Origin of the sequence: Streptomyces sp. NPDC008238 (assembly GCF_042956445.1) — a bacterium.
In the GTDB taxonomy this organism is placed as follows: domain Bacteria; phylum Actinomycetota; class Actinomycetes; order Streptomycetales; family Streptomycetaceae; genus Actinacidiphila.
In genome coordinates, this window is the sequence record NZ_JBIBGK010000001.1 from 20,464 (window position 1) to 43,492 (window position 23,029).

The window sequence follows — 23,029 nt, forward strand, 5'->3', positions numbered from 1 at the left end:
CCAACACCGCTGATCCCCGCGTAGTTTGTCACGACGTCAGGCCGCCGCACAGCATGTTCGCGACGCTTTGCAAAGTACAGAACGCGCCATGCCGCGCCGTCCCGACGCCGGGCGCCGCTCACTCGTCGGGCCGGCGATCCCACCCCGGGGTGGCCAGATCGTGGACCGCGGAGCGGAGTTCGGGGTGCGCGTGGAGGCCCCGGCCACCGGTCAGCACCCGGTGCAGGTCCCGCAGCGCGCTCCGCGCGTCGGTGCCCTCGGCCAGGTGGCTGTAGACGGCGGCCACGGCCGGGGTGCGGCTCTGCCCGGCATGGCAGTGGAGCAGGACCCGCTTGCCCGCCCGGCGCAGCCGCAGCACCTGGCGGGCGGCCTGGTCCAGGACGTGGTGGAGGTTGGCGTTCGCCCCCTCGCTGTCGACCAGCCAGACGCGGACCTGCTCGACGCCGGGTGTGCCGGGCAGGAGCGGGTCCGTACCGACGCGGCAGAGCGAGACCACGGCGTCGACGTCGACCGGTCCGGTGCCCTGGGCCAGGGCGAGGTTGCCCAGGATCACCCCGTCGTCGTGCGGGTGGGGTACGGCGAAGCCGGAGTGACCGCCGGTCGGCAAGCGCGGCGCCGAGGGCCAGCCGGCGTCGTCGTCGTTCCCGCCCCGGGCGGTGAGGACGCCCAGCCGGACCAGGTCGGCACCCGTGAGGCCCGGCCAGCCATTGACGGCCTGCTGCCACTCCAGCGGGATGCCGGAGCAGCCCCAGCGCGCGCCGAGCAGGGCGCCCGCGATCGCCGCGACGGTGTCGGTGTCCGTTCCGGCGCGTACCGCCGCCTCCAGGGCGAGGCGCAGGTGCCCGGCGGGGAAGCCGCCTTCGGCGGGCCGCAGTTCGGGAACGGCGGTGCGGGTGACGGCCGACCAGGCGGCCTGGAGCGCGTGGACGACCCAGCCGTTGTTGGCGAAGTGGTGCGGCGGGTGGCCCTCCGCCTCGTCCAGCCGCTCCGCCCACGTCTGCCGGCGTTCGGGCGGGAGCAGGGCCAGGCCGTCGCGCACGCCGTCGAAGGTGCCGTGCAGCACCGCGGTGCGGATGCCGGAGCACCACAGCACGCAGGCGTCGGCGCAGTCGGGGTCGGGGTGGGTGAGCGCGCTGACGGCGACGGCGGCCTCGGCCATCGCGGAGGCGTCGCCGAGGTGCGCGAGGGCCACGATCCCGGTCCGCATCAACGAGCCGTTCCCCGCGCTGCGCGCATGGGCGGCGGTGTACTCGTGGGCGGCCTCCCGCAGCGCCGTGCCCGACGACCCCGGTGCGCGGGCGGCGGTGCTCAGGACCAGGCTGGTCTGGTTGCCGACGTCGCTGGCGCCCTCGCCCAGCCACTCCTGGAAGTGGGTGGCGACCGCGTCGAGGGCCGCCTGCTCGCGCAGGTCCGCTCCGGTCGCCGCCACCTTGGCGACGCAGACCTGCATCTGGGTGTCGTCCGAGTACTCGCCCGGCTCGTACGGTCCCAGGCCGCCGCCGATCATCCGCGGCTGCTGGTCCTCGCGCAGCGTCGCCTTGAACTCGTACGGCACACCCAGCGCGTCACCCACGGCCGCACCGAGCAACACCCCGGCGGCCCGGTCGGTGGCCCGTGCGTCGAGGTGCGGACGGGGTACGGGGGCGTGGGCCACGGGTGTCCTCCTGGTGACGCGGCGGCACGTGCGGGACGAGCCGGAGGGCGGGTGCCGGGGCGAACGCCGTCCTGGTCGAGCGCGGCGGTCCCGGGGGTTCGAAAGGGACTCCTGGCGTGATGCCGCGTCAGCCTCGCACGAGGACCCCCTTATCGTCAATGGGACACTATAGATGCCGCGAGGCGGCCGGCAGGCTACCGCGGGTGCGGCGGCCGGAGGGCGGTGATCGGAATTGACGGACCGTCAGTTCGATGGTCGAGCCGTACGGGAGAGCTGATCGCGGGCCGCCGCTGGTCAACGCCGTGTGCCGGGGCCGGGGCGCGGTCCGCTGCCGAGAAGGCCGGAGCGGCGCGGTCCAGGCCGAGTTGGGGGCGGAGGAGGATCTTCCATAGGATCCGCCAATGATCATAAGTAAACGGCTGGCGGTGGGGCTGTGCGGCCTCGCGGCCGCCCTCGCCACCGCGCTCTTCCCGGCCGCGGCGCCGGCCGCCGCGGACGACGGGCCCGAGACCGCCCACGAGCCCCCCAAGGTCGAGCTCGTGCTCGACGTCAGCGGCTCGATGCGGGCCAACGACATCGACGGCAGGTCCCGCATGTCGGCGGCCAAGCAGGCGTTCAACGAGGTCATCGACGCGGTGCCGGACGAGGTGCGGCTCGGCATACGCACCCTCGGCGCCAACTACCCCGGCAAGGACAAGAAGGTCGGCTGCCGCGACACCGAGGCCCTCTACCCGGTCGGCTCCGTCGACCGCACCGAGGCCAAGACCGCGGTCGCCACCCTCGCCCCCACCGGGTGGACGCCGATCGGGCCCGCCCTCCTGGCCGCCGGCAAGGACCTCGCGGGCGGGGAAGGCACCCGCCGCATCGTGCTCATCACCGACGGCGAGGACACCTGCCAGCCGCTCGACCCGTGCGAGGTAGCGCGCCAGCTCGCCGCCGAGGGCACCCACCTGGTCGTCGACACCCTCGGCCTGGTGCCCAACACCAAGATCCGCGAGCAGCTCAGCTGCATCGCCGAGGCCACCGGCGGCACCTACACCGCCGTCGACCACGCCGACCAGCTCTCCGACCGCATCAAGCAACTCGTCGACCGCTCGGCCGACAACGTGGTCGTCACCCCCACCGTCACCCAGGGCGCCGACCGTTGCGCCGACGCCCCGCTGCTCGGGGCCGGCGTCTACAGCGACCGCGAGGAGTTCACCGAGCACCGCTGGTACCGGGTGAGCGTCACCGACGGCCAGGAACTGCGCGCCTCCGTCAGCGTCGGCGCCGACCGCGCCGTCAACCGCGACTACGGCGTCCTCGTACGGGCCGTCACCACCGGGGGCCGGGAACTCGTCCGCGGCTCCGACGCGAGCAGCGGACGCACCGACGTCATCTCCTCCGGACTGCGCTACGCCTGGCCGGAAGCCGACGACGACGCCGCCGCGACCGCCCGCACCGTGTGCATCGAGGTCAGCAACTCCTTCTCCGCGCCCGACGCGGTGAAGCGCACCCCGGGCCTGCCGCTCGAACTCAGCGTCGACCTGGTCTCCTCTCCCGACGAGCCGTCCGACGTCGCCTCCTTCGGCCTGGGCCGCGGCTGGTGGCTGCTGGCCCTGCTGGTGGTCACCGGCCTGGTCGCCGGTGTGCTGTGGGGCTGGATCTCGCGCTGGCGCGTCGCCGTCTGGAGGACCAACTGATGCGTACCATCCGAACGGCGCGCCGGGCGGCGGCCGTACTGCTCGCCGGCGCGGCCCTGTTCGCCGCCGGGGCGGGCACCGCTGCCGCTGACGACGCCACACCCAGCCCGTCCGCGAGCGGCAACGGGGCCGCCGAGGAGACCGTCCAGCCCGGTACCGGTTTCCGCACCGCGGGCAACCTCCGGCCGGGGGTGCGGACCGCCCCGTCCAGCGCCTCCACCGGTGACTACCTCTACTGGGTCTTCCCCGCCGCCGCGGGCGAGGTGCCCACGGTTTCCGCGACCGTCACCCTGCCGGAGTCCGCGTCCCGGCACGGCGGCCAGACCTGGCAGCTCGACGTCTACGACGGTCTGCGCCGCCGTCAGGCGTGCACCTCGGGCAAGCCCACCAGGACGGCGTCCGCGCAGGACACCCAGCTGGAGCTGAGCTGCCGGCTGCGCACCGTCCGCGCGTGGTCCGAGGCGTGGGCCGACGACCCGCTGCCGGGCGCGTACTACATCCGCCTGACCGTGCTGCGGCTCCCGGACCAGGACCTCGGCCTGCCGGTCCAGGCACAGGTCGGCACCACCTCGACGGACGCGGGCGGCTCCAAGGCCGTCGACGGCGAACTCGCCGCCCCGCTCACCCCCGTCGCCAAGGCCGGGGCCACACTCGACCCCAACGCCGTGCCTTCCGTGTCCGCCACGGAGGAGTCCGACGAGGCCGCGGACGACGAGGCCGACCCCAGCGCCTCCCCGGTGCCGGCCGGTCTGGCCCAGCCCGAGGACGGCTGGGGCGGCGGCTGGTGGTCCGACCGCTGGATCTGGACCGCGGCCGGCGGCGTGCTCGGCGCGCTCGCGGGCATCGCCGGCTACAGCCTCACCCGTGGACGGGGACGCGGCCGCCCGGTCGCCTGACCACGGACCCGGTCACGCGCCGGTACGGTGCCCCGGCGGCACCGTACCGGCGCGTCCGCGTTCACCGCTCCGAAGGGGCCGTCCCCCGCGCTGCCGCCGCGCGCAGCAGTTCGGCCGTCTCCGGGTGCGGAGCGCGTTCCGCCCATTCCAGCGGGGTGAGCCCGGTGCCGTGGTCCTCGCGCAGCCCCGGGTCGGCGCCGTGGGCCAGGAGCTGACGCACCGTCGCCACGTGGCCCCAGCAGGCGGCGGCGCACAACGGGGTGCCCTCGTCGCCGTGGCCGCTCTCGGTGTCCGGCCGCGCCCCGGCCGCCAGGAGCAGTGCGGCCACGGCGGGTGCGCCATTGACCGACGCCGCGTAGAGCGGGGTCGTCCCGTCCGGGTCGGCGTGCTCGGGGGACGCCCCCCGGCGCAACAACTCCCCGGCCGCGCGCAGGGAACCGGACCCCGCCGCGGCCACCAGGGCCCGGCTCAGCTTCTTGCGACGTCTGCGGTTCACCGGGCGAAGGCTACGGGAGTACCGCCCCGCCCCGGCCGATCCCCAGGCGGGCGACGCGGCCCTGCTCACCGGCGGCCCAGCAGCCCAGGTCCGCGGCGCAGTCGACGGTGTCGTACGACCCGGTGTCGAACGTCCGCCAGCTCCGGCCGCCGTCCAGGCTCAGGTCGCTGCCCGACGGGCCCACCGCGATCGCCACGCGCGAGGAGTGCGGCAGCCAGGTCACCCCCGAACGGTACGCGGCCGGGGGACGCCCGGAGCCCGTCCAGGTGGCGCCGCCGTCCCGGGACACCGCGGCGGCCTCGGGGGAGGCCTGGTCGGGCCGGTAGTCCCCGCCCACGGCGATGCCGTGCCGCGCGTCGCGGAATGCCAGCGCGAACACCCCCTTCGCCGGGTCGCCCGCCGGCACCGTCGACGCCGCGGCCGTCCAGGTCAGCCCCCGGTCACGGGAGTGCAGCACGCGGGCCTGCGACGCCCCGCCGGTCGCCAGCCACACGTCGCGCGGGCCGCGGCTCACCAGGCACTGACCGCTCGCCGCGAAGGACGCCTCGCCCGCGAGCGCGGGCGGCATCCCGGCCGAGGGCAGCACCCGCCAACTGCGGCCGCCGTCAGCGGTGGACAGCATCCGGTACCTGCCGTCGACGGGGTCGCTGACGGCGAGGCCGTGCCGGTCGTCGAAGAAGGTCACGCAGTCGTAGAACGCCCGGGGGTCGGTGTTGCGGAAGGCCTCCGTCCAGGTCGCGCCGCCGTCCTGGGTGCGCAGCACCCGGGAGGCCTCGCCCTCGCCGATCGCCAGCACCACCGCGCGCCGCGCGTCGAACGCCTCGACGTCGCGGAACTGCAACTCGGCGGCGCCCGGCGGCGACACGTCCGCCCAGCGGCGCCCGCCGTCCACCGTCCGCAGCACCTTCCCCTCGGAACCGGCCACCCAGGCGGTGCTCGCACTGACCGCCGCCAGCCCGCGGAACCGGGCCGTGCTGCCGGTCTCCTTCAGCTCCCAGCGCGGACCGGGCCGTTCACCCGCCGCGCGGGCCGGGGCCGCCGTCAGCGCGGCGAGCGCCGCCCCGCACAGCAGCGCCGTCCACACCCGTCTCATCGTCCCCATCGGCGTCATGGCGCGGCAACCTAGCCGACCCCACGGCCCCGCACCAGACCGCCCGCCGCCGCGGCCCGTGCACTGTGGCCCCGATGCTCGTGCGGCGGCCGGGGCCCGAACCGCCGCCCTGCCGCCGGGCGGTGGGACGGGAGCGGCTGCGCGGGGCTGCGTGGGGGGCTCGTGGTTGCCGCCGGTGCCGTGCGCTCGCGTCGTAGGCGTTGGGCACTTGGGTGGTGCCGCCGGGTTGCGTGGCGGCCGACGGAGCGCGTGTCCGGCCTGGTTGCCGTTGTCGCCGCCTGTGTCGGAGGGTCGCTCGGCGTGGGGTGCGGTGATTGGTGCGCGGGGTTGCGTAGCGGCGGTCGGGGGGCTCGTGGTTGCCGCTGGTGCCGCGATCGCGCTGTCGGCGTTGGACGCATAGGTGGCGCTGCCCGGTTGTGAGCGGCTGACGGAGCGCGTGGCCGGCCCGGTTGCCGTTGTCGCCGCCGGTGCCGGAGGGTCGCTCGGCGTGGGGTGCGGGGGTCGGGAGCTGCTTGGTCACCGCTGGTGCCGTGTGCTCGGGTTGCGCCGCCTGGCCGCGAGGCGGCCGAGGGAGCCGCGTGGTTGATCTGGTCGCCAGGCGGGGCCCGCCGGTGGTCACGTGGGCCGTGTCGTCACATGAGCTCCTCCAGCTCCGCCGGGTGGGGCACCCCATGCCGAAGGCTGGGGAGAGCATGTGACGACACGGCTCGGGGCCCGGTGACGCACATCGGGCTGCCACGACCCGCAGGACGCGACCGCACGGCACCAGCGCCGGCCCGGCGGCCCGGTGTGCGGGGCGGCCTCGCCACCGGGCGGCGCACGGGGGACGTCAACGGGTCTGCGTCAGTGCCGTCCTGGCCTGCTCGAGCGCGATGGCCACCCGGGGCGACCCGCAGTCCCGGGCGAGGTCCACGGCGTCACCGGTGAGGGCGCGGGCCGTGTCGAGGTCGCCGGTCCGGGCGCGGGCGAGGGCGGCGCGCGCGGTGTAGAGCGTGCGGTCGCGCCGGTAGAGGGGGTCCTGGATCGCCAGCGCCTTCTCCAGCAGCGGGGCCGCCTCCTCCGCCCGGCCGAGGTCCAGCAGCGCGATCCCGCTCTGCGCGGACAGCTCCGCCTCGTCGAACCAGTAGATCCACGACGGGTCGTCGTCCCCGGGCGCGGTGTCCAGCAGCCGCCCAGCCTCCTCCAGCGACCGCCGGCACGCCGCGTCCTCGCCGAGCCCCGCGTACGCCCGGGCACGGCGGGTGGCCAGCATCGCGCGGGTGCGCGAGGTCGCTCCCGCCGCCGCGGACTCCGCGGCCCGGGACGCCGCGAGGGCGTCGTCGTGACGGCCCGCGAACACCGCCTGGAGGCTCAGCCCCGCCCACAGGTTGGCGGCCTGGGGCCGGTCCTGCGCGCCGTGCGCGAGGCGCAGCCCGGTCAGGTAGTGCCGTTGCGCCGCCCCGTGCCGTCCGCAGTCCGTGGCCGCCCAGCCGCCCAGTTGGGCCAGGCCGGCGGCGACGCGCAGCAGGCGGGCGTCGAGCACGCCCCGGTACGGGCCCCGGCGCAGCAGGTCCAGGGCGATCCGCAGATCGGCCTCGACCCGGTGCCGTACGGCCTCGCCGCCGAGCCGGTCGTCCAGCCGGCGCAGCCCGAGCACTCCGCGCTCCAGCCACGCCACGGTCTCCTCGTCGGCGACGGAACCCTCCCGCCCGGCGGCCGCACCCGCGCCGCCCTGCGGCGGCGCGCTCCGCTCGCCGTCCGTCCCCGCCGTCCAGTCGGCGACGGCGTCGCGGAACTCCGCCCCCTCCAGCACGGGGTGGCCGCGCGGGTCGCGTCCGCCGCCGTCCAGCAGGGCGTCCAGCGCGTCGAGACCGCCCGTCCGGGTCCACGGCAGCCCGTCGGGGATGCCCTCGAACGACGGTAACCAGCCGGGCCAGGGGCGGGCGTCGACCTCGCGCAGCGGTACGCCCAGTGCCCGCGCCAGGGCGCGCTGGCTGTCCCTCTCCGGCACCACGCCCCAGTGCTCCCAGCGCCACACCTTCTCCCGCCGGGCCGCCATGGGCACGCCGAGGGCACGGGCGTTGTCGGCGACGACCCGGGCGAGGTCCTGGTAGCTCCAGCCGTGGCTGCGCCGTACGGACGCCAGGGGATGGGACGGTGCCGGCGCGGTGTCGTCCGCCACGGCATTGCTCCTTCGTCTGATGTTCGTAGGTTCGAATATCAGGCGGGACCCGTGCCGCGCAGGCGATCGCCGCGATCCGTCCCCGATCCGCCCCCCGTCCGTCAGGGGGGCGTACGCCCGCGCTCGGACACGCGTGCGGGACTACATCGAGACAACAGGCCCGGGCTTGAAGTGGACCTGCTCATACCGGTTGGCTTTGTGTGATCAAGCGATCACCGGACGCCGAACGGGAACCCCGCCCCGGGCCGGACATCACGTGCGCGCCGTGGAGGCACCCCGAGGATGACTCCTCCTCCACCCCCGTTCGGTTTCTCCCGTTCCCGGGACGACCTACGGTTCGACCCTGCCCTGGACGACGAGCCCCTGGCCGACGCCCGCGCCGCGCTCGCCCAGGGACGCTGGCCCGCCGTACGCAGCCTGCTCGCCGAGACCGGCGACGACTGGGACCGCCGGGGCCACCGCATGGTCGTCCTGGGCGAGGGCGGCGCCAGCGCCACCTGGGCCCGCGAGTGGCAGCTCGCCGAACCCGGCAGCTCCGACGCGGCGGCGCTGCTGGCCTGCGCCACGGTGTTCCGCGTCGTCGCGGGCAAGGAGAAGCCCGAACGGGCCCGCGAGGCCTGCCTCGCCGCCGCCGCGCTCACCCCGGCCGACCCCACCCCGTGGCTCTGCCTGCTGATCCTGGCCCGCCACACCGGCAGCGACGACGAGCAGATACGCGCCTTCGACCAGGTCCGCGGCCGGCACCGCAGCCACCACCACGGGCACCACCTGATGGCCGCCTGCCTCGCCGAACGCCCCCAGGCGGCCGCCGACGGCGAGGCCTTCCACGAGGTGTACGAGTTCGCCGACTGGGCCGCGGGCGAGGCACCCGCCCGCTCACCGCTGGCGGTCCTCCCGGTCGTCGCCCACGCCGAGCTGTACCGCGTCCTCGCCACCGCCGGGACCCTGTCCGCCGACCCCGCCGCCTCCGGGCACTGGGACGGCTGGCGGGCCCGGCAGGCGCTCAAGCGGGGCTTCGACTGGTGGCTGGAGTTCGACGACGACGGGCACGACCACCCGCGCCTCCAACTCGACCTCAACTTCCTCGTCCACGCGCAGTTCCTGCAGGGCCGCAGCGCCGAGGCCGCGGCCCTGTTCAACCGGATCGGCGCCCACGCCACCCGCATCCCGTGGGCCTATCCGGACCGCGACCCCAAGAAGGCCTTCCGCGCCGCGCGGGAGGCCGTCCTCGGCCCCGGCTCCGCTTAGGGCCCGCCCCACATGACGCACCAGCACCACCCAACCCCTCCCAGGAAGGAACCGCCATGCTGACGGGCAACAGCGGGATCAGCACGTTCAAAGGCGAGGAGAGAGCCCTGCGGGCCGACCGTCTCGGCATGTCAGGCCTGCTCCTGTCGGTGGTCGCGGCCAGCGCGCCGCTGATGGTGGTGGCGGGCGTCATGCCCACCACGTACGGCGTGATGGGCATCGTCGGACAGCCGCTGCTGTTCGTCATCCTCGGCGTGGTGCTGCTCCTCTTCAGCGTCGGTTACGCCGAGATGAGCCGCCACGTCCACAACGCGGGCGCCTTCTACGCCTACATCGCCCGCGGGCTCGGCGGCACCGCGGGCGCCGCCGCGTCGCTCGTCGCCCTGGTGTCGTACAGCGCCATGCAGTTCGCGGTCTTCGGCCTCTTCGGCTTCGAGATCTCCGGTCTCTTCCAGACCTACCTCGACACCACGATCGCCTGGTGGATCCCGGCCGTCCTGGGCGTCCTCCTGGTCGGCGCGCTCGGCTGGCTCAAGATCGACGTCAACGCCAAGGTGCTCGGCGTCCTGCTGCTCATCGAGATCGCCCTCGTCGTCATCTTCGACGTCGCCGCCGTCGGCAGCCCCGCCAAGGAGGGACTGTCGCTGCACGCCTTCGACCCGAGCACGCTCAGCGGCGCGGGCCTCGGCACCGCCCTGTGCTTCTGCATCGCCAGCTTCGTCGGCTTCGAGCAGTCGCCGGTCTACGCCGAGGAGACCAGCCGGCCGCAGGTCGTGGTCGCCCGTGTCACCTTCCTGGCCGTCACCTTCGTCGCGGTCTTCTTCGCCCTCAGCTCCTGGGCGCTGAGCATCGCGGCCGGCCCGTCCCAGATCGTCGAGGAGTCGCAGAAGCAGGGCCCGGGGCTGCTCTTCGGCCTCAGCGAGTCGATCATCGGGACGGCCTTCACCGACATCCTGCACGTCCTCTATGTGACGGGCATGTTCGCCTGCCTGCTCAGCTTCCACAACGTGGTCGCCCGCTACGCCTTCGCCATGGGCCGTGAGGGCCTGCTGCCCTCCGCCTTCGGCCGCACCAACCCCACCAGCGGCGCACCCGCGTTCGGCTCGCTGCTGCAGACGCTGGTGTCCCTCGGCTTCGTGGTCGCCTTCGCCGTCACGGACGGCAGCGCGGCGGCCGACCACGACCCGACCGCTCCGGTGCTGAAGCTCTTCACCTGGTTCGGCAACGTCGGCGCCCTCGGCGTCATCGTGCTGCTGGCGACCGCGTCCTTCGCCGTCATCGGCTACTTCGTGCGCCGCGGCGCGCTGCGCACCCAGGCGCCGCGCATCGTCGCCTCCGCCCTCGCGGGCGTCGCGCTCGTCGTCATCGCCGTCTACGCCGTCAAGGACTTCGACGTCCTGGTCGCCGGCGACGGCTCCGCCGTCTCCTGGGTGCTGCCCGGCATCATCGGTGCCGCCGTCGTGGCCGGCCTGGTGTACGGGGCGGTGCTGCGCGCCACGCGTCCCGAGGTGCACGCCCGCATCGGCCTCGGCAACGAGGCGTTCCGGATCGAGCAGGCCAGGGAGACCTCGGGCGCCGACGCGGAGACCGCCGCCTCCTGACCGTGCCCGGCCCGCCGCCACCCTCCGGGGGGCGGCGGGCCGCAGCCAGGTCCGCAGTGCCGTCCGCCCCGTAGCGCAACGACTCACATCCACCAGAGGGTTGTCCCATGTCCTCCTGCTGCCACACCGACGCCGACGCCGCGCCCGCCGCGCCCCACCCCCTCGACCCGCTGACCGCCGACGAGATATCCGCCGCCCGCCGCATCCTCGCCGAGGACGGCCGGGTCACCGACACGACCCGCTTCCCGCTCGTCCTGCTCGACGAGCCCGACCGGCACACCGCCGACGCCCACCGCGACGGCGACCCCGTGGTGCGCCGGCTGCGCGTCACCCTGCTGGACTCGGCCACCGGCGCCGCCGCCGAGGCACTGGTCGACATCACGGCGGGCGTCGTCGTCGCGCACCGCGCACTGGACACCGCGGAGGAGGGCCAGCCCCCGGTCACCTTCGAGGAGTACGAGATCGTCGAGCAGGTCGTCAAGGCCGATCCCGGCTGGCGCAAGGCCATGGCCGAGCGCGGTGTCACCGACCTCGACCTCGCCGTCGCCGCGCCCCTCGGCGCCGGTCCGCTGCGCTTGGCGGACCGCCCCGGCGCGCGCCTGATGCGCTCCCTGACCTGGCTGCGCTGCGACGCCTCCGACAGCCCCTGGGCGCACCCGGTGGCCGGGCTCGTCGCCGACGTCGACGTCATCGAGCGCAAGGTCGTCCGCCTGATCGACACCGGGGCCGTGCCCGTCCCCACCGAATGCGGCCGCTACGAGGCCGAGTTCAACGGACCGGCCCGCACTGACCTGCGCCCGCTGGAGATCACCCAGCCCGAAGGGCCGTCCTTCTCGCTCAGCGGCCGGCTGCTGACCTGGCAGAAGTGGCGCCTGCGCATCGACTTCAACGGCCGCGAGGGCCTGGTCCTCCACCAGATCGGCTACGAGGACGGCGACCGCGTCCGCCCCGTCCTGCACCGCGCGTCACTGGCCGAGATGGCCGTCGCCTACGCGGAGCCCGGCGACGACCGCAACTGGGTCGCCTTCCTCGACGCCGGCGAGTACTCCCTCGGCCGTAACGCCAACGCCCTGAAGCTGGGCTGCGACTGCCTCGGCGAGATCACCTACCTCGACGCCGTCCTCTCCGACGACCTCGGCAACCCCGAGACGCTGCGCAACGCGATCTGCATCCACGAGGAGGACTACGGCCTCCTGTGGAAGCACACCGACATCTTCAACGACATGGCCGCCAACAGCCGCCGCGCGCGCCGCCTGGTCGTCTCCTACATCGCCACCGTCGGCAACTACGACTACGGCTTCTACTGGTACTTCCACCAGGACGGCACGATCGGCTTCGAGGCCAAGTCCACCGGCATCGTGCAGACCTCCGCCGTCGAGCCCGGCACCGCCGACGCGGTCGGCACGGAGGTCGCCCCCGGCCTGCTCGCCCCGTTCCACCAGCACCTGTTCTGCGTACGGCTGGACGCGGCGGTCGACGGCCACGCCAACACCGTGGAGGAGGTGGACGTCGTCCCGGTGCCCGGCGGCCCGGACAACCCCAACGGCAACGTCTTCACCACCCGGGTCACCCCGCTCGCCGACAGCGCCGAGGGCGGCCGTCTCGCGGACCCGCTGGCCGGCCGCCGCTGGCGGATCACCAACCCCGGCTCCCTCAACCGCATGGGCAAGCCCGTGGCGTACACGCTCGTGCCGCAGCCAGGCCCCGTCGTCCTCGCCCAGCCCGGCTCGGCGGTCGCCCGGCGCATGGCCTACGGCACCAAGCACGTGTGGGTCACCCGCCACCGCCCGGAGCGGCGTTTCCCCGCGGGCGACTACCCCAACCAGAACGCGGGCGGCGCCGGACTGCCCCGCTGGACAGCGGCGGGAGAGTCGCTGGAGGACACCGAGCTGACCGTCTGGCACACCTTCGGCCCCACCCACCTGCCGCGGCTGGAGGAGTGGCCGGTCATGCCCGTCGACCACAGCGGGTTCACCCTCAAGCCGACCGGCTTCTTCGACCGCAACCCCTCGCTGGACCTCCCCAAGGAGACGCCGCGCGGCGAGGGCCACTGCCACACCGCCTGACGCGCGCCCCGGCCCCCGCGACGGCACGCGTCCCGGCCCCGCGACCCGAAGGGATCGCGGGGCCGGGACGCACCGGCTCAGGAACGGCGCGAGGCGGGAACGTTGTCGTGGACCCGCTTGGGGTCGGTGACGGCGACCGGCGCCAGGATCTCCTCGATCCGCGCCAGCAGGTCCTTCTCCAGGACGACGCCCGCCGCCTTGGCGTTCTCCGCGACCTGCTCGGGTCGGGAGGCGCCGACGATGGCCGCCGAGACGTTGGAGTTCTGCAGCACCCACGCCACCGCCAGCTGGGCGAGCGAGAGCCCGGCCTCGGCGGCGAGCGGCTGGAGCCGCTGCACCGCGTCGAGCACGTCGTCGCCCATCCAGCGCGAGATCATGTTCGCGCCGCCCTTGTCGTCCGTGGCCCGCGAGCCCGCCGGCGGCTCCTGCCCCCGCCGGTACTTGCCGGTCAGCACACCCTGCGCGATCGGCGAGAAGACGATCTGGCCCATGCCCAGCTCCTCGCAGGCCGGGACGACCTCGCCCTCGATGACCCGCCACAGGGCGTTGTACTGCGGCTGGTTCGACACCAGCGGGACGTGCAGTTCCCGGGCCATCGCGTGGGCACGCCGGATCTGCTCCGCCGGCCACTCCGAGACGCCGATGTAGAGGGCCTTGCCCGAGTGCACGACGTCGGCGAACGCCTCCATCGTCTCCTCGAGCGGGGTGTCCACGTCGAAGCGGTGCGCCTGGTACAGGTCGACGTAGTCGGTCTGCAGGCGGCGCAGCGAGCCGGCGATCGACTCCATGATGTGCTTGCGCGACAGCCCGCGGTCGTTGCGGCCCGGGCCGGTCGGCCAGTACACCTTGGTGAAGATCTCGATGCCCTCGCGGCGCTCGCCCTTCAGCGCCTCGCCCAGGACGGACTCGGCACGCGTGCCCGCGTAGACGTCGGCCGTGTCGAAGCTGGTGATGCCGGCCTCGAGCGCCGCGCGCACGCACGCCGTGGCGGCGTCCGCCTCCACCTGCGAGCCGTGGGTGAGCCAGTTGCCGTACGCGATCTCGCTGATGACCAGGCCGCTACGGCCGAGATGGCGGTATTCCATGGGAGCGAAGCCTCCGTTGGCGTGTCCGTGAATGCCGGCCGGCCCGGGTGCGGGCGCACCGGGGCATGCCGGGGGCTCGGCGCCCGGGCGGGCGTCGGCCGCAGAAAAGGTGGCAGGGGCAAATACATCTGATCATTGCACGTTCCCCGGCCGGCGCGGGGGCCGGTCCCCCCGGTCCCCCCGCGGCCCGTCCGCGCCCCGGTTCAGCGGAAGTCCGGGGTCCACAGGCGCACCGTGGCGAACTCCGCGCCGGGACGGGTCCTGGCGTACGCGGGCGTCCCGTCCGCGTCGAGGAACTCGATCGTCGGGCCGCCCCAGCCCCGGGGGCCGGACGGCCGCGAACGGGCCCGGATGCGGGTCCCCGTCGGCTGGCTGGTGTACGCGCTCACCCCGCTCGCCCCGTCCACCTGCCGGTACCTGCGCGTCGCGACGTCCAGCCGGTACACCCCGTAGGTGTCGGTGAACCACAGCGCCCCCGGCTCGCCGTACACAGGCTGCAGGTCACGGCCCTCGCCCTCGAAGCCGACGGCGCTGTGCTCGGTCAGCGTCGTCGCCGTACCCCGGCCCGACACCGCGTACCGCACCAGCCGCTCGGCACCGATCGCCCACAGCGCCGCGTGCTCCGGGTCGTACAGGACCCCGCGCGCCCTCGGCAGCGGCACGGTGCGGAACGGCGCGGCCTGCTGCGTGTCCGCGTACAGCCGCAGCCGCCCGGGCGCCCCCGAGGCCACGACGATCACCCCGCCCGGGATGCGCTCGATGGCGTGCGGGCTGTCGGCCGGGGTCACCGTCTGCCACACGATCGCCCCGGTGTCCTCGCGCACCATGGCCGCCCGCCCGCCGGACGCGGCGACCAGCACCACCCGCCCGTACGCCTGCGTCCTGCGCAGCCGCACGTCCGACAGGTGCTGCCAGCTCGTGCCGGCCCCGCCCGGCGCGCTCCAGCGCCAGGTCACGGCGTCGGGCCCCGACCAGTCCCGGGCCTCGGGGTCGAAGACCAGGACGTCGTTGCAGGACTGGTCGGCCGTGGCGATGGGATGGCTCTTCCGCGCGGCGTGCCGCGTCATGTCGTGCCCCCGTACGTCGTTGACGTGCCAACGAATATTCGGAGGATCGCGACGGCGGGTGCTGCCACGATGGGCCGCGTGACCGTACCGCGACCGAACGTCCACGCTTCGCCCGTATGGGAGATCGCCCCGCTCGCCGTTGACGACCCGGTGTCGAGGGACCTGCTGTGGAGGTACTACGACGACATCGTCAGCCGCTACTACGGCAGGCCGATGACCCCGCGGGAGATCGACGACCTGCTCGCCGAGCACACCAGTGACGACCTCGCCGGCCCCCGCGGGCACTTCCTCGTCGGCCGCCACGGCGGTGTACCGGCCGGCTGCGCGGGCGTCCGCCTCCTCGCCCCCGGCGTCGCCGAACTCCGCCGCGTCTGGGTCGTCCCCGCCGCCCGCCGCACCGGCGGCGCCGCGCGGCTGGTCGCGGCCGCCGAACACGCGGCCCGCGAACACCTGGGCGCCGCCGTGATCCGCCTCGACACACGGGCCGACCTGGTGGAGGCACGGACGCTGTACGCGAAGCTCGGGTACCGGGAGATCGACGACTACAACGGCGAACGGTACGCCGACCACTGGTTCGAGAAGCGTCTCGGCCCGCCCTCCGGCGCGGCATAGGCCCAGGCTCGCGGCCGGGCGGCCGGGCTCCGCAATAATGCACCGGTAGTCCAGCCAGAAAGCAGGTCGCACATCGTGACGACAACGGTCTCGGTCGAGCGCAGGATCGCCGAGGAACTCGGCGTACGGGAAGGTCAGGTCACAGCGGCCGTCGGGCTGCTCGACGGCGGTGCGACCGTGCCGTTCGTGGCCCGGTACCGCAAGGAGGCGACGGACGGCCTCGACGACGCCCAGCTGCGCACCCTGGAGGAGCGCCTGCGGTACCTGCGCGAACTGGACGAGCGGCGGGCCGCGATCCTGGAGTCCGTCGAGTCCCAGGGCAAGCTCGACGACGTCCTGAAGGCGCAGATCCTCGCCGCGGACTCCAAGGCCCGCCTCGAGGACATCTACCTGCCCTACAAGCCCAAGCGGCGCACCAAGGCGCAGATCGCCCGTGAGGCCGGCCTGGAGCCGCTCGCCGACCGCCTCGTCGGCGACCCGTCGCTGGACCCGCAGGCCGAGGCCGCCGGCTTTGTCGACGCCGACAAGGGCGTCGCCGACGCCGCGGCGGCACTGGAGGGCGCCCGAGCGATCCTCACCGAGCGGTGGTCCGAGGACGCCGACCTCGTCGGCGAACTCCGCACCCGGATGTGGGAGCGGGGCCGGCTCGTCGCCAAGGTGCGCGAGGGCAAGGAGGAGGCGGGCGCGAAGTTCGCGGACTACTTCGACTTCGCCGAGCCGTTCACCAAGCTCCCGTCGCACCGTGTGCTCGCCATGCTGCGTGGCGAGAAGGAGGAGATCCTCGACCTCACCATGGAGCCGGAGGAGCCCGTCGAGGAGGGCCCCTCCACCTTCGAGCGCAAGATCGCCCACCACTTCGGCATCACCGACCGCGGCCGCCCCGCCGACAAGTGGCTCGCCGACGGCGTGCGCTGGGCCTGGCGCACCCGCTTCCTCGTCCGGCTCGGCCTCGACCTGCGCGTGCAGCTGCGCCAGGACGCCGAGGACGAGGCGGTGCGGGTCTTCGCCGCCAACATGCGCGACCTGCTGCTCGCCGCCCCCGCGGGCACGCGCGCCACCATGGGCCTGGACCCGGGCTTCCGCACCGGCGTCAAGGTGGCCGTGGTCGACGCCACGGGCAAGGTCGTCGCCACCGACACCATCTACCCGCACGTGCCGCGCAACCAGTGGGACGCCTCCATCGCGACGCTCGCCCGGCTCGCCGCCGCCCACGACGTCGACCTCGTCGCCATCGGCAACGGCACCGCCTCCCGCGAGACCGACAGGCTCGCCGCGGACCTCGTCAAGCGCCACCCGGAACTGCGGCTCACCAAGGCCGTGGTGTCCGAGGCCGGCGCCTCGGTCTACTCCGCCTCGGCCTACGCCTCCGCCGAACTCCCCGAGCTGGACGTGTCCCTGCGCGGCGCCGTCTCCATCGCCCGCCGGCTCCAGGACCCGCTCGCCGAACTCGTCAAGATCGACCCCAAGTCGATCGGCGTCGGCCAGTACCAGCACGACCTGTCCGAGGTGAAGCTCTCGCGCTCCCTGGACGCGGTCGTCGAGGACTGTGTGAACGGCGTCGGCGTGGACGTCAACACCGCCTCCGTACCGCTGCTGCGCCGCGTGTCCGGCATCACCGAGGGCCTGGCCGCCAATATCGTCGCCCACCGCGACACCAACGGCCCGTTCCGGCGGCGCACCGCCCTGAAGGACGTGGCCCGGCTCGGACCCAAGGCGTACGAGCAGTGCGCCGGCTTCCTGCGCATCCCCGACGGCGACGACCCGCTGGACGCCTCCAGCGTGCACCCCGAGTCCTACCCGGTGGTGCGGCGCATGAGCACGGCGGCGGGCACCGACATCAAGGCGCTCATCGGCAACGCCACGGTGCTGCGCGGGCTGAGGCCGCAGGAGTTCGTCGACGACACCTTCGGTCTGCCGACGGTCACCGACATCCTCTCGGAACTGGAGAAGCCCGGGCGCGACCCGCGGCCCGCCTTCAAGACCGCCGCCTTCAAGGAGGGCGTCGAGGAACTCAAGGATCTCAAGCCCGGGATGGTCCTGGAGGGCGTCGTCACCAATGTGGCGGCCTTCGGCGCCTTCGTCGACGTCGGCGTCCACCAGGACGGGCTGGTGCACGTCTCGGCCATGTCGAAGAACTTCGTGAGCGACCCGCGCGAGGTCGTCAAGCCCGGCGACATCGTCCGCGTCAAGGTGCTCGACGTCGACATCCCGCGCAAGCGCATCTCCCTCACCCTGCGCCTGGAGGACGAGGCCGGCACGCCCAAGGGCGGCGCCGGCGCGCCTCAGGGCGCCGGCGGCGGCCGCCAGGAGCGCGGTCCCCGTCCCGACCGGCGGGGCGGCGGCAACCCGCCCCGCCAGTCGCGCGGCGACCGCGACCGTGACCGTCCGGCCCCCGGCGGCGCCATGGCCGACGCCCTGCGTCGCGCCGGCCTCGACAAGGGCCTCGGCGGGGGCAACGGCCGCCGCGGCTGAGCCCGCACGCCGAAGGCGCGCTCTCCCGGCGGACCGGGGGAGCGCGCCTTCGGCGTCCGTCCAGCGGCGGTCCCGTCGGCAGCCTCAGCGGCAGACCGTGCCGGCCGGCGGGAGCCGGCCGCTCAGCAGGTACCGGTCCACCGTGACGTCGACGCACCCGCTGCCGGGCTGCAGGTAGGCGGTGTGCCCGTCCCCGTCCCAGGTGAGCAGGCGGGCGGAGGGCAGGAACCGGGTGAGCGAGCGCGCCCAGGAGTACGGGGTGGCCGGGTCGCGCACGGTGCCGACGACCAGGATCGGCGCGGTGCGGGGCGCCGCGCCGGCCCGCACCGCGCGGTCCGGGCCGACCGGCCAGTGGGCGCAGGTGGTGAGCAGCGCGGAGTAGTACGCCCCGAACTGGGGCGAGGCGCGCCGGAACGCGGGGAGCAGCGCCTCGGCCTGCGCGGGGGTGAACACGGGCCCGAGCGCCGCGCTCAGACAGCTGACCGCCGTGAACCCCACGTCGGCGACTGCCTCCTCCTGCGCCGCGGACAGCCGCTGGAGCGCGGAGCTGCCGCCGGCCGCGGAGACCACCTCGCCCAGCGTCCGGCGCAGTTCGTCCCACGCGGGCTGCTTCAGCGCCGCCAGGACGGTGCGGAGCAGGTCGTCCCCGGTGACGGTGAGGTCCTTGCCCTCCCGCCGCGGGCTGCGGTCGAGACGGGTTACCAGGGCGTCCAGGACGCGTCCGGCCTCCTCGACGGACCGGCCGACGGGGCAGCCGGGCCGGGCGACGCAGTCGGCGGCGAAGGCGTCCCAGGCCACCTGGTAGCCGTGCGCGGGGTCCAGGAAACGGCGGTAGTCGTCGATGGCGGGGTCGACGGCGCCGTCGAGGACCATGCGGCCGACGCGGGAGGGGAAGAGCTCCGCATAGGTGGCGCCGAGATAGGTGCCGTAGGAGAAGCCGAGGTAGTGCAGCCGGTCGTCGCCGACGAGAGCGCGCACCAGGTCCAGGTCGCGGGCGGCGTCCGGGGTGCCGACGTGCGGCAGCAGCCACCCCGCGCGCCGCTCGCACGCGTCGGCGGTCCGCGCGCGGGCCTCGTCCAGGGCCTCGAAGTCGGGCGCCCCGGCACTGACCGGACGGGAGTCCGCTCCGGTTTCCGGCGCCATGGTGCCGCAGTCCAGCGGGGTGCTGGCACCGACGCCGCGCGGGTCGACGGCGACCAGGTCGTAGGCGGCGCGCATCGCGGGGGAGAAGCCGCCGGCGAGGTCGCGCAGGCCGCCGATCGCGGAGTCGCCGGGACCACCGGGGTTGTACAGCAGCGAACCGATGCGTTGTGAGGCGTTCCCCGTGGCCCTCAGCCGGGTGACGGCCAGGGTGATGTCGCCCGCCTCGGGGCGGGCGTAGTCCAGCGGCGCCCTGAGGGTCGTGCACTCATAGGACGGTTCGTCCTCGCACGGTCTCCACACGATCCGCTGCGCGGCATGGCGGGCCCGCTCCGGCGGCGCGTCCCCGGAGTGCGTCGGGCCGGCCGGTGCCAGGCGGGCCGCGCCGGGCGAGCCGCCCCCGTGGAGGGCGGAACAGGCGGTGGCCAGCAGGGCGCAGACCGCCAGCACCGCGACCGTGCGGTGTCGTCGCCTCCCGCGTACGCGGCCGGTGTGCCGGACGGCGTCCATCGCCCTGCCCTTCTGGTGACGTGGTGGGTCGGCGGCCTGGTGACGCCGCGACGTGGAGCCCTTCAGCGGCAGATGGTGCCGTCGGGCGGGAGCCGGCCGTGCAGCAGGTAGTCGTCGACGGCCGTGTCGACGCAGGTGCTGCCCTGCCGGTAGGCGGTGTGCCCGTCGCCGTCCCAGGTGAGGAGCCGGCCGGAGGAGAGCTGGGTGGCCAGCGCCCGGGCCTGGTCGTAGGGGGTGGCCGGATCGCGGGTGGTGCCGACGACGAGGATGGGCGGCGCGCCGCGCGCCGTGATGCGGTGCGGCACCTGGGTCGGCCTGGCCGGCCAGTGGGCGCACATCGGGAGGAACCCGGCGTAGTACGCGCCGAACTGGGGCGCCACGCGCCGGAACTCGGGCAGCGCCACCCGCGTCCGGGCGGCGGTCGACCGCGGACCCAGCGCGGAGCTGAGGCAGTTGACCGCCACGAGGGACTGCTCACCCGGCTCCTGGGCGCCGTCGGCGCCCAGGAGCTGCCGCCGGGTGGCGGCGTCGGCCGCCCGCACCTCGCGGAGCAGGGAACGCAGTTCGCCCCACGCCGGAGCCGCGAGTGCGGCCGTGACCGCGTTGAGCAGGTCGTCCCCGGTGGCGGAACCGCCGTGGTCGTCGCCTTCCCGGGAGGCCCCGTCGAGTTCCGCGACCAGTGCGTCCAGGCCGCGGCCCGCGTCCTTGAGCGAGTGGCCGACCGGGCAGCCGGGCCGGGCGACGCAGTCGGCGGCGAAGGCGTCCCAGGCGACCTGGTAGCCGCGCGCCATCCCGAGGGTGGCGCGGAAGGCGTCCATGCCGGGGTCGATCGCGCCGTCCAGGACCATGCGGCCGACGTGCGAGGGGAAGAGCTCCGCATAGGTGGCGCCCAGGTAACTGCCGTAGGAGAGGCCGAGGAAGCCCAGCCGGTCGTCGCCGAGCAGCGCCCGTACGACGTCCATGTCCCGGGCCGCGTCCAGGGTGCCGACGTGGGGCAGGAGCCCGCCCACGTGCCGTGCGCACGCGTCGGCGATCAGGGCGAAGCCCGACTCGGGCGTCCCGGCCCCGCCTTCGGCCCCGGCCCCGGCCCCGAGACCGGCCTCGGGGACGGGCGGCGAAGTGTCGCTCCCGCAGTCGACGGGGGAGCTGCGCCCCACCCCCCGGGGGTCGACGCCGACCAGGTCGTACGCGGCGCGCATTCGGGGGGAGAAGCCGCCGGCGACGGCCGGCAGGTCGTCCGCCACCGAGATGCCGGGGCCGCCCGGATTGATCAGCAGCGATCCGACGCGGGCGGCGCGCGGACCGGTGGCGCGGTGGCGGACGACCGCCAGCCGGATGTCACCCGCCTCCGGACGGGCGTAGTCCAGGGGCACCCGCACCGAGGTGCACTGGAACGACTCCGCCGCCCGGCAGGGCCGCCACTCCAGGCGCTGCCGGTAGTAGCCGGAGAGATCCGGTGCCGCGGCCGCGGACGCCGCCGCGGACGCCGCCGCCGAGGCGGCGGAACGGACCGGTTCGGCCCCGTTCGCCGACGGTTCGGCGCCCGCCGGCCGGTGCGGGCGCTGGGGCGAACAGGCGGTCAGCACCAGGCAGGCGCTCAGCAGCCCGGCGGCGAGGCGCCCGCCCCGGCCGGACAGGACACTCGCGGCCCGCACGGCGGCCACCGCCCGTCAGACGCAGACCGTGCCGGCGGAAGGCAGACGACCCTGTGTCAGGTAGTCGTCGACGGCGCTCTCGACGCAGGTGCTGCCCCGGTGGTAGGCGGTGTGCCCGTCGCCGTCCCAGGTGAGCAGCCGCCCGGAGGAGAGCTGCCCGGCCAGCGCCCGCGCCCAGGGGTACGGGGTCGCCGGGTCGCGGAGGGTGCCCACGACGAGGATCGGCGCCGCGCCCGCCGCGGCGATCGGGTGCGCGGACTGGTCCGGACGGACCGGCCACCGGGTGCACATCGGCAGGGTCCCGGCGTAGTACGCGCCGAACCGCGGCGCGGCGCGCCGGAACTCGGGCAGCGCCGCCCGCGCCTGTGCGGCGGTCGACCAGGTTCCCAGCGCCGCACTCAGACAGGACACGGCGTAGTACGACTGGTCGCCCGGGTCGGTCTCCTCGCCCGCGCCCAGGAGCACCTGCACCGCCGTGGTGTCACCGGCCCGCAGCTCCGCGAGCGCGGCGCGCAGCGCCTCCCAGGCCGGGGTCCTGAGCGCCAGGACGACCGCTCCGAGAAGCGAGTCCCCGGTGACGGTGACGTCCTTGCCCTGCTGCAGCGGGGTGCGGTTCAGCTTCGCCACCAGGGAGTCCAGGACGCGCCCGGCCTCCTGGACCGAGCGGCCCACGGGGCAGTCGGGCCGGGTGACGCAGTCGGCGGCGAAGGACTCCCACGCGACCTCGTAGCCCCGGGCCTGGCCGATCGTGAAGTCGTAGCCGTCCAGGGCGGGGTCGACGGCCCCGTCGAGGACCATGCGGCCGACGCGGGAGGGGAAGAGCTCCGCATAGGTGGCGCCGAGGTAGGTGCCGTAGGAGAAGCCGACGTAATGGAGCCGCTCGTCGCCCAGCACGGCGCGTACGACGTCCATGTCGCGGGCGGCGTCCAGGGTGCCCACGTGCGGCAGCAACCCTCCCGCGTGCCGGGCGCATTCGGCCGCGACCTGCGCGTAGGCCGCGGCCGAGGCGTCGATGTCGGCCCGGCGCGCACCCCGGTCCGGGGCGGCCGCCGGGGTGTCCGCGGCGCAGTCCACCAGGGTGCTGGCGCCGACGCCGCGCGGGTCGACCGCGACCAGGTCGTACGCGGCGCGCACCGCGGGGGAGAAGGAGCCGGCGTTGCCCAGGAGGTAGGCGATCGCGGACGAACCGGGCCCACCGGGGTTCATCTGCAGCGAGCCGATGCGCGCGGCGCCGTTGCCGGTGGCCCGCTGACGTATCGCGGCCAGGGTGATGTCACCCCCCTGGGGGCGCCCGTAGTCCAGCGGCACCGCGATGGTGGCGCACTGGAACGACGGCACCTCGTCGCAGGGCTTCCAGCCCGGCTTCTGCCCGTAGTAGCGGGCGAGTCCCGCCGGTGCCGCGGTGGCCGCGCCCGGCGCGGGCGCCCCCGCCGGCCTCTGCCGGAGGTCGCCCGCCGCACACGCGGTGAGCAGCAGCCCGCAACTGCCGAGCACGGCGACGAAGCCGTGGAGCCTGCGTCGGGGTGCGTTCATGGCCACGCCTTTCTGTGCGCCGCGCGGAGCGCGCGGCGGG

At 75.0% G+C, this 23,029-nt stretch carries 16 protein-coding genes; 7 read left to right on the plus strand and 9 right to left on the minus strand.

The features are described from left to right. Positions 1 to 118: 118 nt before the first annotated feature. Positions 119 to 1,654: an ADP-ribosylglycohydrolase family protein gene (locus tag ACFZAU_RS00105; RefSeq protein WP_500550344.1), complete on the minus strand. Its 1,536-nt coding sequence runs from the start codon at positions 1,652 to 1,654 to the stop codon at positions 119 to 121. A gap of 401 nt (positions 1,655 to 2,055) precedes the next feature. Here ACFZAU_RS00105 and ACFZAU_RS00110 point away from each other — a divergent pair, with 401 nt between their 5' ends. After that, positions 2,056 to 3,336 carry a VWA domain-containing protein gene (locus ACFZAU_RS00110; protein ID WP_500550345.1) on the plus strand — a complete coding sequence of 427 codons (1,281 nt, stop codon included), beginning with the start codon at positions 2,056 to 2,058 and terminating at the stop codon, positions 3,334 to 3,336. Continuing rightward, positions 3,336 to 4,232, plus strand: coding sequence for a hypothetical protein (locus ACFZAU_RS00115; protein WP_500550346.1), 897 nt, complete (start codon positions 3,336 to 3,338; stop codon positions 4,230 to 4,232). Before ACFZAU_RS00110 ends, ACFZAU_RS00115 begins: the two co-directional genes overlap by 1 nt. Before the next feature lie 61 nt (positions 4,233 to 4,293). Here the strand turns inward: ACFZAU_RS00115 and ACFZAU_RS00120 are convergent, their stop codons facing one another. The 3 genes from ACFZAU_RS00120 to ACFZAU_RS00130 all read right to left on the minus strand — a co-directional run bounded on the left by ACFZAU_RS00120 (position 4,294) and on the right by ACFZAU_RS00130 (position 8,000). After that, positions 4,294 to 4,728 (minus strand): ankyrin repeat domain-containing protein, encoded by a 435-nt coding sequence (locus ACFZAU_RS00120; protein WP_500550347.1) that lies wholly within the window; start codon positions 4,726 to 4,728, stop codon positions 4,294 to 4,296. Positions 4,729 to 4,738: 10 nt separating this feature from the next. Beyond that, complete coding sequence (locus ACFZAU_RS00125) at positions 4,739 to 5,839, minus strand: WD40/YVTN/BNR-like repeat-containing protein (protein ID WP_500550348.1); 1,101 nt, start codon at positions 5,837 to 5,839, stop codon at positions 4,739 to 4,741. A gap of 829 nt (positions 5,840 to 6,668) precedes the next feature. Beyond that, positions 6,669 to 8,000, minus strand: coding sequence for an NsdA family TPR-like regulatory protein (locus ACFZAU_RS00130; protein ID WP_500550349.1), 1,332 nt, complete (start codon positions 7,998 to 8,000; stop codon positions 6,669 to 6,671). Positions 8,001 to 8,282: 282 nt separating this feature from the next. On the opposite strand from ACFZAU_RS00130, the gene ACFZAU_RS00135 reads away from it, so the two are divergent. The 3 genes from ACFZAU_RS00135 (at position 8,283) to ACFZAU_RS00145 (ending at position 12,915) form a co-directional block, all read left to right on the plus strand. Then, entirely contained in the window at positions 8,283 to 9,248 is a 966-nt protein-coding gene (locus ACFZAU_RS00135; protein ID WP_500550350.1) for a hypothetical protein, read from the plus strand. A 56-nt stretch (positions 9,249 to 9,304) separates the two neighbouring features. Beyond that, positions 9,305 to 10,849 (plus strand): APC family permease, encoded by a 1,545-nt coding sequence (locus tag ACFZAU_RS00140; protein ID WP_499603174.1) that lies wholly within the window; start codon positions 9,305 to 9,307, stop codon positions 10,847 to 10,849. Between the two features lie 107 nt (positions 10,850 to 10,956). Continuing rightward, positions 10,957 to 12,915: a primary-amine oxidase gene (locus ACFZAU_RS00145; RefSeq protein WP_500550351.1), complete on the plus strand. Its 1,959-nt coding sequence runs from the start codon at positions 10,957 to 10,959 to the stop codon at positions 12,913 to 12,915. A 77-nt stretch (positions 12,916 to 12,992) separates the two neighbouring features. Here the strand turns inward: ACFZAU_RS00145 and ACFZAU_RS00150 are convergent, their stop codons facing one another. Continuing rightward, the gene (locus ACFZAU_RS00150; protein ID WP_500463265.1) at positions 12,993 to 14,000 is read right to left on the minus strand and encodes an aldo/keto reductase family protein; all 1,008 of its coding nucleotides are present in this window, start codon (positions 13,998 to 14,000) and stop codon (positions 12,993 to 12,995) included. A 203-nt stretch (positions 14,001 to 14,203) separates the two neighbouring features. Then, positions 14,204 to 15,067: a DUF6528 family protein gene (locus tag ACFZAU_RS00155; RefSeq protein WP_500550352.1), complete on the minus strand. Its 864-nt coding sequence runs from the start codon at positions 15,065 to 15,067 to the stop codon at positions 14,204 to 14,206. A gap of 69 nt (positions 15,068 to 15,136) precedes the next feature. On the opposite strand from ACFZAU_RS00155, the gene ACFZAU_RS00160 reads away from it, so the two are divergent. Next, positions 15,137 to 15,679: a GNAT family N-acetyltransferase gene (locus tag ACFZAU_RS00160; RefSeq protein ID WP_500550353.1), complete on the plus strand. Its 543-nt coding sequence runs from the start codon at positions 15,137 to 15,139 to the stop codon at positions 15,677 to 15,679. A 75-nt stretch (positions 15,680 to 15,754) separates the two neighbouring features. Next, positions 15,755 to 18,151 carry a Tex family protein gene (locus tag ACFZAU_RS00165; RefSeq protein ID WP_500550354.1) on the plus strand — a complete coding sequence of 799 codons (2,397 nt, stop codon included), beginning with the start codon at positions 15,755 to 15,757 and terminating at the stop codon, positions 18,149 to 18,151. Positions 18,152 to 18,235: 84 nt separating this feature from the next. Here ACFZAU_RS00165 and ACFZAU_RS00170 read toward each other — a convergent pair whose 3' ends face one another. The 3 genes from ACFZAU_RS00170 to ACFZAU_RS00180 form a co-directional block, all read right to left on the minus strand. After that, a complete protein-coding gene (locus tag ACFZAU_RS00170; RefSeq protein ID WP_500550355.1) occupies positions 18,236 to 19,801 on the minus strand; it encodes an alpha/beta hydrolase in 1,566 nt (521 codons plus the stop codon). A 62-nt stretch (positions 19,802 to 19,863) separates the two neighbouring features. Continuing rightward, the gene (locus tag ACFZAU_RS00175; RefSeq protein WP_500550356.1) at positions 19,864 to 21,456 is read right to left on the minus strand and encodes an alpha/beta hydrolase; all 1,593 of its coding nucleotides are present in this window, start codon (positions 21,454 to 21,456) and stop codon (positions 19,864 to 19,866) included. Positions 21,457 to 21,471: 15 nt separating this feature from the next. Beyond that, a complete protein-coding gene (locus ACFZAU_RS00180; RefSeq protein WP_500550357.1) occupies positions 21,472 to 22,989 on the minus strand; it encodes an alpha/beta hydrolase in 1,518 nt (505 codons plus the stop codon). Positions 22,990 to 23,029 lie beyond the last annotated feature (40 nt).